Source organism: Bacteroides sp. CAG:189 (genome assembly GCF_000432295.1).
Taxonomy (GTDB): Bacteria; Bacteroidota; Bacteroidia; order Bacteroidales; family Bacteroidaceae; genus Bacteroides; species Bacteroides salyersiae.
Genome location: NZ_HF991031.1, coordinates 1 through 9,989 on the forward strand (window position 1 = coordinate 1; position 9,989 = coordinate 9,989).

5 protein-coding genes and 2 pseudogenes (1 of these 7 running past the window's edge) are annotated in these 9,989 nt (G+C 45.8%); 1 reads left to right on the plus strand and 6 read right to left on the minus strand.

The genetic code is table 11. The features are described 5' to 3' along the window. Positions 1–155 precede the first annotated feature (155 nt). Positions 156–2,198 carry a DUF5695 domain-containing protein gene (locus QVP90_RS05275; protein WP_374728445.1) on the plus strand — a complete coding sequence of 681 codons (2,043 nt, stop codon included), beginning with the start codon at positions 156–158 and terminating at the stop codon, positions 2,196–2,198. 172 nt (positions 2,199–2,370) lie between these two features. Here the strand turns inward: QVP90_RS05275 and QVP90_RS05280 are convergent, their stop codons facing one another. From QVP90_RS05280 to QVP90_RS05305, 6 genes and pseudogenes are all read right to left on the minus strand, one after another. Further along, positions 2,371–3,495 carry a glycoside hydrolase family 88/105 protein gene (locus tag QVP90_RS05280; protein WP_021935849.1) on the minus strand — a complete coding sequence of 375 codons (1,125 nt, stop codon included), beginning with the start codon at positions 3,493–3,495 and terminating at the stop codon, positions 2,371–2,373. 8 nt (positions 3,496–3,503) lie between these two features. Continuing rightward, a pseudogene (locus tag QVP90_RS05285) lies at positions 3,504–4,798 on the minus strand (BNR repeat-containing protein). A gap of 10 nt (positions 4,799–4,808) precedes the next feature. After that, complete coding sequence (locus QVP90_RS05290) at positions 4,809–5,849, minus strand: glycoside hydrolase family 43 protein (protein ID WP_021935852.1); 1,041 nt, start codon at positions 5,847–5,849, stop codon at positions 4,809–4,811. Between the two features lie 37 nt (positions 5,850–5,886). After that, a complete protein-coding gene (locus QVP90_RS05295) occupies positions 5,887–7,140 on the minus strand; it encodes a DUF2264 domain-containing protein (protein ID WP_055295628.1) in 1,254 nt (417 codons plus the stop codon). A 182-nt stretch (positions 7,141–7,322) separates the two neighbouring features. Then, positions 7,323–9,218, minus strand: a complete 1,896-nt coding sequence (locus QVP90_RS05300) for a family 43 glycosylhydrolase (RefSeq protein WP_021935854.1) — start codon at positions 9,216–9,218, stop codon at positions 7,323–7,325. 428 nt (positions 9,219–9,646) lie between these two features. After that, positions 9,647–9,989: pseudogene (locus QVP90_RS05305) on the minus strand (glycoside hydrolase family 127 protein) (it continues 1,707 nt past the right edge of the window).

A 9,989-nucleotide genomic window follows, 5' to 3' on the forward strand; every position in this document is an offset into this window, starting at 1 on the left:
CTCTCAAAATAATACTGAGCAAAATTTAAACAGGCTCTAAAAAAACAAATAAATACATAAACCTATCCTCTTAATTATTATTTATTAAGGTGGAATTTGAACAAACCGACATCATGAGAAAACAATTAGTAAAGAATTTCGGAATCCTGATAGTAATGTTAGGAATTTCAGACCTTTTATTGGCTGAAGATTTTTCCATTGAATTAAAAACATCTCCTCTTACCGGTGCTCTCAGCGAATTGAGAATTAAAGGCGATAAATACAATATGAATTGGTTGGTAAAGACTGACGGTACGCAATATCCCTGGATAAAAGAAAATTATGGCTGGGGATTAGGTTATTTCACCATCACCAAAGATAGAATAAGCATAAAAAAAGAATGGGAAATCCCTTCGGAAATCAATGCCGATGGCATGGAAGTGACCTATCGTGAAGGAGATGTACAAATTAGAGTTAAAAGAACATTAGATAACAATGGATTGGTAGAAAGATATACTTTTACCAATAGAGGGAAAAAAACTATTTATGTCCATGATATGGGCATCTATACCCCCTTTAACGACAATTATCCCAGTGCACAACAATGTATTAATTCCCGCACCAACGTACACATTTGGGAGGGAGAAAATGCTGCTTATGTCAATGCACTCCGTATGGGAGCTTTTGCGCCCCATTTAGGATTGGTGGTAACTCAAGGTGCTGTTAAAAGCTATGAAATTTGGGAGCGGGGACTCGAAAAAGCAAACTCACACACGCGAGGTATTTTTGCCCTGAACCTGCCGGACATCCAATTAAAACCCGGAGAAAGTTATACGTTAGAATGGAATATTTTCTCTCACAACGGGAATGAAGATTTCCGTAATAAATTATTGGAACGAGGCAATGTACTCGTCTCATGCAATAAATATGTTCTTGAAAAAGGAGAAATTGCCCGTGTAGAACTTCATAGCTCCCAAATATTAAAAAACTGTACGGCAAAAATGAATGGGATACCCGTATCAATAAAACAAGAAGATAATATCTATGTAGTGGAACTTCCGATGCAACAAACAGGTGAAGTGCGCTTCGATTTCTACTACGACGGTAATAAACAGACTCATGCCAATTGCCTTGTCATCAATAATGCGGACGAATTAATTCGAAAACGCATTGATTTTATCCGTACCAATCAACAACTGCATGATTCTGCCGATCTTCGGGACGGTGCTTATATGGTGTATGACAACGAAGGAGACAGCATATATCTGAACGATACGCCGAATTGTAATCCAGTGGACCGCGATGAAGGTGCTGAACGCAACGGAATGGGGGTTCTATTAGCTAAACAATGCCTACTGACAAAAGATACAACACTAAAAATGTCTCTGCTACAATATGCCAAGTTCATACGGGAACGCCTGCAAACCGAAGATTACACAACTTACTCAAGCGTAGACCAAAAGAATCGCAATCGTGGCTATAACTACATGTGGATAGCGGAATTTTATTTCCATATGTACAAAATAACGGAAGACAAGCAATTTGCAAAAGATGGCTATCAAACCCTTCAAGCCATGTTCAGACAGTTTGGATACGGCTTTTATGCGATTGGAATTCCTGTACAATCCGGATTGAATGCCTTAAAAGACGCCGGAATGAATAAAGAATATAAGCAACTACTGAAAGATTTCATTAAGACAGGCGATGTATTCGTTGATAATGGCCTGAATTATCCGGCACACGAAGTGAATTACGAGCAGAGCATTGTTGCACCTGCTATCCAATTTTTAGCACAACTTTATCTGGAAACAGGTATCCGTAAGTATTTAGATGAGGTAAAACGCCAAATGCCTGTATTAGAATCTTTTAATGGTTTTCAGCCGAGCTATCATTTGAACGAAGTTGCTATTCGTCACTGGGATGGCTACTGGTTTGGAAAGCAAGAAATGTTTGGTGATACCTTCCCCCATTATTGGAGCACAATAACCGGAGCTGTATATCACTATTATGCCTTATGTACTGGTGACGACTCCTATCAAAAACGTGCGGAGAATATAGTAAGAAACAATCTTTGCCTCTTCTTTGAAGATGGAAAAGCCTCTTGTGCTTATATGTATCCTTATAAAATTAATGGAATAAAAGCTCAGTTCTACGACACTTATGCGAACGATCAGGATTGGGCATTAGTCTATTACTTATTAGTCAACAAAGGTATTTAACCTGAATGATTCATATACAGCGTCAAGTAGTCAAGTATTAAGCAGTTAAACAACAAGTAGTCAAGTAGTAAGTAGTTAAGTAGGAATGGCTTGTCTGATGCATTTCCCTTAACTACTTGACTACTTAACTACTGACCATAAATTATTCAGGCTAAAATACAGTTCTGTTTTTCTATTTCAGGAACCGATACATCTCACAAGCCGCCAGCAGAAATGCTCCGACTCCAAAGTTGGAAGTAGAATTGGCATCGACCACCTGTCCGGGAATGGCTTTTTCGCCGATAGGCTGCACATATCCTACTTTTCCGTCCGGCTGTAACGCCACTTCCGTCAAGTATTTCCATGCTCTTTCCACGATCGGTTGATAAGTGGCTTTATCCAGAAATCCATTATTCATTCCCCACAACAAACCATAGGTAAAGAAAGCCGTTCCGCTGGTTTCCGGTCCTGGAGCATGTTCGGAGTCGAGCATGCTGCGCGTCCAGTATCCTTCGGGTTGCTGGCAGGCAGCCACCGATTTGGACAATGTGCAAAAACGGTCGATGTATTCCTGCCGGTATGGATCGGATTGTGGCAGTTCTTTAAGCACTTTTGCCAATCCGGCCAATACCCAGCCGTCTCCACGGGCCCAGAAGTCTTTCTTGCCATTCATCGTCTTATGTTTCGGATAGACATATTTTCCGTCACGATAATAAAGCCCCGCTTCCTCATCGTACATGATGCTGTCCGCATAAGCCAGATATTCATGTAGCTTCTCCAGATAAAGAGAATTTCCGGTAATATTATACATCTTCGTCATGACGGGCATCACCATATACACCCCGTCGGCCCACCACCAGTAATCATGATTCGGCGTACTCATCTGATATTCCATCACTTCGCGGGCACGGGCTATCTTATGTTCATCGGGAGTGATAGTATAAAGGTCGGCATAGGTCTGGAAACAGACCTGATAATCGCCGAAAAGAACGTAGTCGTCACTCTCTCCATAACTGTATTTCCACTCATCCTTATTGTCGGACTTAGCCCCTTTCCACTGGTTGTGCTCGGCCCAGCTTTCCGAGTATTTCAGATACTCCGGATTGCCGGTGAGGGAATATACCTCCATATTTCCCGTATGGTAGGCGGCGTTATCCCAGAAAGCGCGGCCATGTTCGGGATGATTGGTTTGCCAATAGTTATTTACTTTATCGATAATCCCTATCACTTCATCCGATGCAGCAGACTTTTTCGGGCCGCCACACCCAGCGCCAGCCACCAATAAGAGCGCAAACGCTATTAAATATACTTTCTTCATATTTATATTTATTTACTGCTTAAATCTGTTTCGAGCACATAGACCATCTGAGGTTCTATTTCTGCTGTGTGTTCTCCGTCTCCTTGGCGGGTGCGTTGTACGAACAGATGGAGCTTCCGCTCCTGTTTCCACAACTCCGTATCATGTGAAGGTTCCCAGGCATCTACCGGAAAATCCGTGAGATCGGTTATCGCCCACTCCCCTGTTGCCACATCCTTAGTATGAGCCACAGAGACCCGGCTGCCCCGCTCTTCATCCCGGAAAACATAATACGTCTCACCGGCTTCCACCACAATGCGCGGACGGGCAATCGGAATCATTTTCGTTCCTCCCCCTTTCAGCGTGAACGGGGTTTTCCGGTCGGTTACCCGGCGATTATGCCATGCCTGTCCGTCGTACCAAACAAGGCGGTATTGGGGAACATCGCTGTCCGAACTGCGCCAATAGGTAGCGATATACGGATTTCCGGCGGCATCGGCACTCATACTGGTCTGGTTTATTAACTCACAGTTCTGCGGCAGGCGACAGGCATATTCGGCATTGGCAGCTCTGATGGGAAGAACGTATTTCTCCCCGCTCGTCTTATACCAAGTGACCCCGTTGTCGAAAGAGCGGGCATAGCAGATGTCATGATTCGTCTCTACCATCCAGGTTTCGCGCCACACCCACGAGAGGTGAATAGTCCCTGCTTCGTCCACATAAAGCTGCCAGTAGGCGTTCCGTTCATCTTCTCCATCGATCAGTACATCCTGCACGCGCATCCAGGCACGTTCTTTTATTGAATAGCGATTCATCACTAAGTTTCCGCGCCCCGACGATCCGGAACGATAGACAAACAAAACATCGCCACCGGCCAACGGATAGAACTCCGGATAGGTGACATTGCCTTCATCGACTCCGGTCATGGGTACTTTATCGCCCAATTCCAAAGAACGGGGAGCTACACTGCGGCAATAATTCAATGAATGGCCGTGATGATCGAAAGCTACATGAAGATACCCTTCTCCATCCACCATCATGCTGATAATATTATGTGCATCCTTTACATTCCCCCGATATTGGGAACGATGTAATGTCCACTCGGACGAATCCAACTTCCGTTTCCCTATGACCAGATAACCACATCCTGATCGTAATAACTGATGTATTGTTCGCCACCATGCGTCACTAAGGAGTTGTTACGAAATACAGCCGTATTGACCGAAGTGCAACTATACCCTTTTCCCACCGCTACCAGACGCTGTGACCGGCCAACGGCAGTACAGGCTACCCACAGGCAGAAAAACAACAGAACACGCTTCATCGCCCTACTCTTATTTATCAAAAACATCCATGTTCCATTTATCACGCCAGGGTATGGTCAGCACACCACCTTCTATCTGTATGGGTAACCACACATAGCGCGAATCTTCCAAATCGGTCTTCTTCCAACGATCGAACATCGCTATATAAGCGTTCTTTTTTCCGGCCACCGGTTGCACATAAGTGCTCTGCGCATAAAAAGTCTTATCGGCATCCGGCCCGGTGCAGGGATTGCCTATGGTTCTCCATTCACCCATAATCGAATCGGCCACAGCTATCTCCGCTACGTTGGGATTCCAGCCGGTACAGCCGGAACTGAGCATATAATACTTGCCATCCTGCTTGAATACAGCAGGAGCTTCGCGCGATTCCCCGATAAAGTTACGTGTAAAGCGCCCGCTCGGTTTCAGATAATCGTCCGTCAGCAGGCTGATGTACATCGTGGCGTTGTGTTCGGAAGAATAAAACTGATAAGCACGGCCGTCATCGTCGACAAAGACAGTCTGATCACGGCTCATCGCATCATTCGGCCGAAAACTTCCTAAGTACTTAAACTCGCCCGCCGGTGAGTCCGAAACGGCTACTCCGGCACAAGCTTTGGAATAATCGGCACTCTCGACGTGTGCCCACATCACGAACTTCCCGGTTTTCTTATTATAAACCACCTTCGGACGTTCCAATACTTTGGAGGGATGGAGGTCATGCTCCGGATCATCCTTTACGGCAGGAAGCACAATACCCTCGAATTTCCAATTCAGCAAATCCGTGGAAGAGTAACAACTGACACCGGTTACATCCGTACGATAGCACTCCCAAGTAGCCCAGTCGGGAAGGACTGTCTTTCCTTTCTTGTACTCGCCATACCAATAGTAAGTGCCGTCATGATAGAGGATACCGCCACCGTGGGCATTCACCGGATTTCCCTCCGTATCGTTCCAGACCTCTCCCGGAACAATATATTCATTTTTCTGTGTTTGCGTATTGACGGAGCATGAGCAGATGCAGAAAGCGGTTAAAGCGACTCCGTATGTTTTTACTATGTTTATGTTCATCATGGAATGTGTTTATATAGGTTTGTAAACTAAAGTATTATTCATGAAAGGCATGATCTTTGGGGAAGTCCTCTCCTTCCCATGCCTTTTTCGATGTCCAGCTTTGCGGGGCATCCGTCCAGAACGGATGGTCGGCAGGCAGGCCCAACGGCAGGAAAGCAAGCGAAGCCATATACAGACTTCCGTTATTGGTGTACCAATCTGAAATTTTCGGTTGCTTTCCGTTGAAGCCCAATGTCAGGAAACCGTTCTCATTAAAATTATGATTATCGGAAAACATTCGTTTAATAACGGCCGTCATGGCAGCACGGACCTGTCCGTCACTCAGCTCTTCGGGTAACATCTGACGCCAAGAGAGCAATGCCAATGGCTGCAACGTGCCTGTACGATAGGTAATTGAGCGACCGAATACCGGAAATGAACCTTCGGGAGAAATAAACCGTTCCAGAATCATGCCGAAACGCTGCATGCGCTTCACCGCCTTTCCGTAATTCGCCTTGCCGACGTTCCATATACCCTTAGTCCCGGCATCGGTCATGACTTCCAGACATTCGAAATACATCGGGTGAAGTACAAAGCTATTGTAATAATCGAAAGCAAATTCCGGACCATCCGAGTACCATCCGTCACCCACGTACCACTCTTCCACTTTGCGAAGGGCCGAAGTGATGCGGTAATTATCGCTCGCAGCACCGGTTTTCTTAAGAAAGCATTCCACGGTTGAAGAAAACAATAACCAGTTCGTATAAGGAGGATCTACCCGGCGAAGTTGGGTAAACTCGGTGATATAGCGCTGCTTGGTCAAGCTGTCCAACGGTATCCAGAGGGCATCGTATCCGCGAAGGAAACTCTCGGCCACATAAGCGGCATCCACCAATGGCTGACCCTCTTTACGCCAAAGCAGGTAATCGGGACTCGCCGGATCGACAGCCTGCGCATAGCTCTGCAATGCCCACTCCCGAAGTTGCTTCCGCTGTCTGCCTTCTGTCGTATCGTCATCGGGCAAAGAGAGCCAGGGAGCCAAACCAGCCATCAGACGGCCGAAGCACTCCATATAAGTAACCCTTTTATCGCGACCGTCCCAAGTGGGGCTAAGCTCCACCTGCATATTTTTCTGCAACTCTCCCCGACTCATGTTACTCAATACCGGAGCAGCCATTCGATACATGACATCACACCAGACTTCCCGGTCGGGAACTTCCTTCACTTCTTTTTTTTGTTTGGCCGAAATTTCCCGGCAAGGGAGCAGTACAATGATCGCTGTCAGCAATCCGATAAAAAGCCTATTCATGTTCATGATATTATTTAAGATTGATTCTACTTGACAAATTTAAGGGATATAACAGAAAAAGGACTCCATTTATCTTTCAAAAGGGGAGGAATTTCATTCCGGTCTGTCTGCTTATCCATCAAAAATGGAAAATTATACGTCATTTACACTAAAAGTATACTTCTCTGAACTTCACGATTCACTTAGGGGAGTCTCCATCGGCTCTGCCATTCGATAATGGGTTTCCCATCCACCCCGAAGCGAACAGGCAACCAGATATAACGTGAATCCATTAAACTCTTCGGACGCCATACATCCGCCATAAAGATGAACGTATCATTCGTACCGGCAACCGGCAATACAAAAGTACTCTGCCCGCCGAATGTCTTGCCGGCATCTTTGCCGACACAGGGATTTCCCTCCTGCTTCCACGGCCCCCAGATAGAAGGCGCCGAGAACATACGGGCTTCATTCGGTTCCCATCCGGTACAACCGGAGGCAATCATCCAATAGGTATCCTCTTTCTTGAAAACGGCAGGCGCTTCATTGTGCCCTCCCGGAAAGAGACGAATGTATCTACCGGTGTGCCCCAAGTAATCATCCGTAAGTTCTGCAATCTGCAAAGTCAGATTTTCTTCCGATGAATAAATGTGATAGGCTTTTCCGTCCGTATCCACAAACAGCGTCATGTCTCTTGACATCTGGCCGCTCTTCAGATCCCGTTTGGCAAACAATCCCTGCTCCACAGCTCTGCGCCATTCCGGAGTCCACCATGTTTTATAATCTTTAGTGTCGAGCTTAGCTTTACGTTCCGCTTTTGTCATGTTCTGCGGATATACCCCAGGATTGACGCGACAGGAACGGACAAACCGGTAAGGGCCGGCCGGCGTATCACTGACAGCTACTGCCGCACGGGCAGCCGCATATCCCTCTCCTTTCAGTTCCAGATGAAACCACATCACGAACTTGCCGGTTTTCGCATTATAAATCACTTTGGGGCGTTCCATGATACATCCCTTTTCGATGTCGTTTCCTTCTTCAGAGGAAACAGGTAATGCTACCCCTTCGTAAGTCCAGTTGCACAAATCGGGAGAAGAGTAACAGGTCACCCCCACCTCTGTGGAGAACCCTTTGGCCGGCCGGTGTTCGCCAAACCAATAGTACCTCCCTTCGTGAAACAACACGCCGCCCCCGTGAGCATTGATATGCCGCCCGTTATTGTCTTCCCAAATCTCCCCGCTGGCTATTTCGTCTTTCTTCTGATATACTCTCACATAATCTATCTCATACTTCATAGGCAGTACCTCTTCGTCGATCGGTCCGCCGTTTATACCACCGACAGCCAGATTCAGTAACACGTATTGCGGAGTCATAAAAGGATTCGTATGATTGCCAAGACTTCCGTTCACTGTGCTGCTCAACGGAATCTCGTTCAATAACTCATCGTCCAGATAGAGCTTGATAGCTTTTTCGTCCCAGTCCATCCGCCAGATGTGAAACTTTGAGGCCCAACCGGCATCTTTCTCCGTGAAATGAGTAAAAGGAATCGCTTTGCTGTTCCATTTGGCAACATACCGTTCATCTGTACCCCATGCGGCATTGGCAAGAATATGAGGGGCGCCCTTTATCTGATAATATTCCAATATATCTATTTCACCGCACAAGGGCCATTCCGCACTGCTGCCCAATGTCCAGATGGCAGGCCATGCTCCTTTCGCCACGGGTATGCGGGCGCGAACTTCGAAACGTCCATATAAGAACTCTTTCTTTCCGGCAGTATTTACGGATGAAGAGGTATATCCCATAAACTCCCTGTTTTTTCTCCAATCCCGGCTTCCGGCTTCATAGCATGGATTACGACGGTTGTTTTCCTTGTGTGCTTCAATCACCAGACATCCGCCTTTGCAAACCGCATTGTCCGATTGATACCACTGCGCCTCTTCATTGCGGGTAAAACCTTGCTCGAAGTTCCATACGGAAGAATCCGGCGGACCGTCCGTGTCGAATTCATCACTCCATACAAGTTGCCAATCGCTTTGCGCAAAAGAGAATGCAGGGAAAAGTAGGCAAGAAAGCCAAAGACTTAAATATTTATACATAAACCATATTTAAAAAAATAAAGAAATCAGATCCATCTGCTTCATTGAACAAATCAGGTGTTAGTTCAATGCATCAGAACATCGACAAAAATACCACATATAGTACAAAGAAGACTCTATACTTCTTTCAAAAAAGGGGAAATATCCGTCATACTTTCCCCACTCATAATAATATAGGCAGAACCACTATATGTCAATCCTGCCTGTCTACATTATATTACCCTATACACCGAAAAAAGGGAAATCTGATTGTATTTATCATTACTCCAAACCTAATAATAGTAATTCACTTTCACCCACGAAGGAAATAATCACGGGGAGATCCAGAAAGTCAACTCCGGATTGTACTCCTGAGCAGACTTTATATAAGGAAAAATCGTCTGCTTGTCACAGTCAATTTTGAGATTACATTATAATTTAGCGTTACTCTATTTATTATCGAAAAATCCGTTATCCTTCCATTCCACCCCTTTTTGTGGTTGTGCAGAAGTGGCATTAACCTCCATCGGAAGCCACACTTCCATGTCTCCCTCGCCACGGTGTGCCCAGGCATAATAAGGGATCAGGGTCAGTTTTACATCTTTCACCGCCAACTTTCCGGCTTTGTCATAACTCAAAGCCTGGGCATCGGTTACAATCTGATTGAGACCGTACAGCAGTTCCGGCTTCTCTACCACACGCAATTCCGGAGGGCGGTTCATCAGCAGGGTATGTACGTTAAAATCATTGTCGGACCACTCGGCACAATAAACCACCGGACCACGCTCCACG

Coding starts and splice junctions, on each gene's coding strand:
- QVP90_RS05295 (WP_055295628.1), bottom strand. CDS start 7,140: ATGAATAGGCTTTTTATCGGATTGCTGACAGCGATCATTGTACTGCTC.
- QVP90_RS05300 (WP_021935854.1), bottom strand. CDS start 9,218: ATGTATAAATATTTAAGTCTTTGGCTTTCTTGCCTACTTTTCCCTGCA.
- QVP90_RS05290 (WP_021935852.1), bottom strand. CDS start 5,849: ATGAACATAAACATAGTAAAAACATACGGAGTCGCTTTAACCGCTTTC.
- QVP90_RS05275 (WP_374728445.1), top strand. CDS start 156: ATGTTAGGAATTTCAGACCTTTTATTGGCTGAAGATTTTTCCATTGAA.
- QVP90_RS05280 (WP_021935849.1), bottom strand. CDS start 3,495: ATGAAGAAAGTATATTTAATAGCGTTTGCGCTCTTATTGGTGGCTGGC.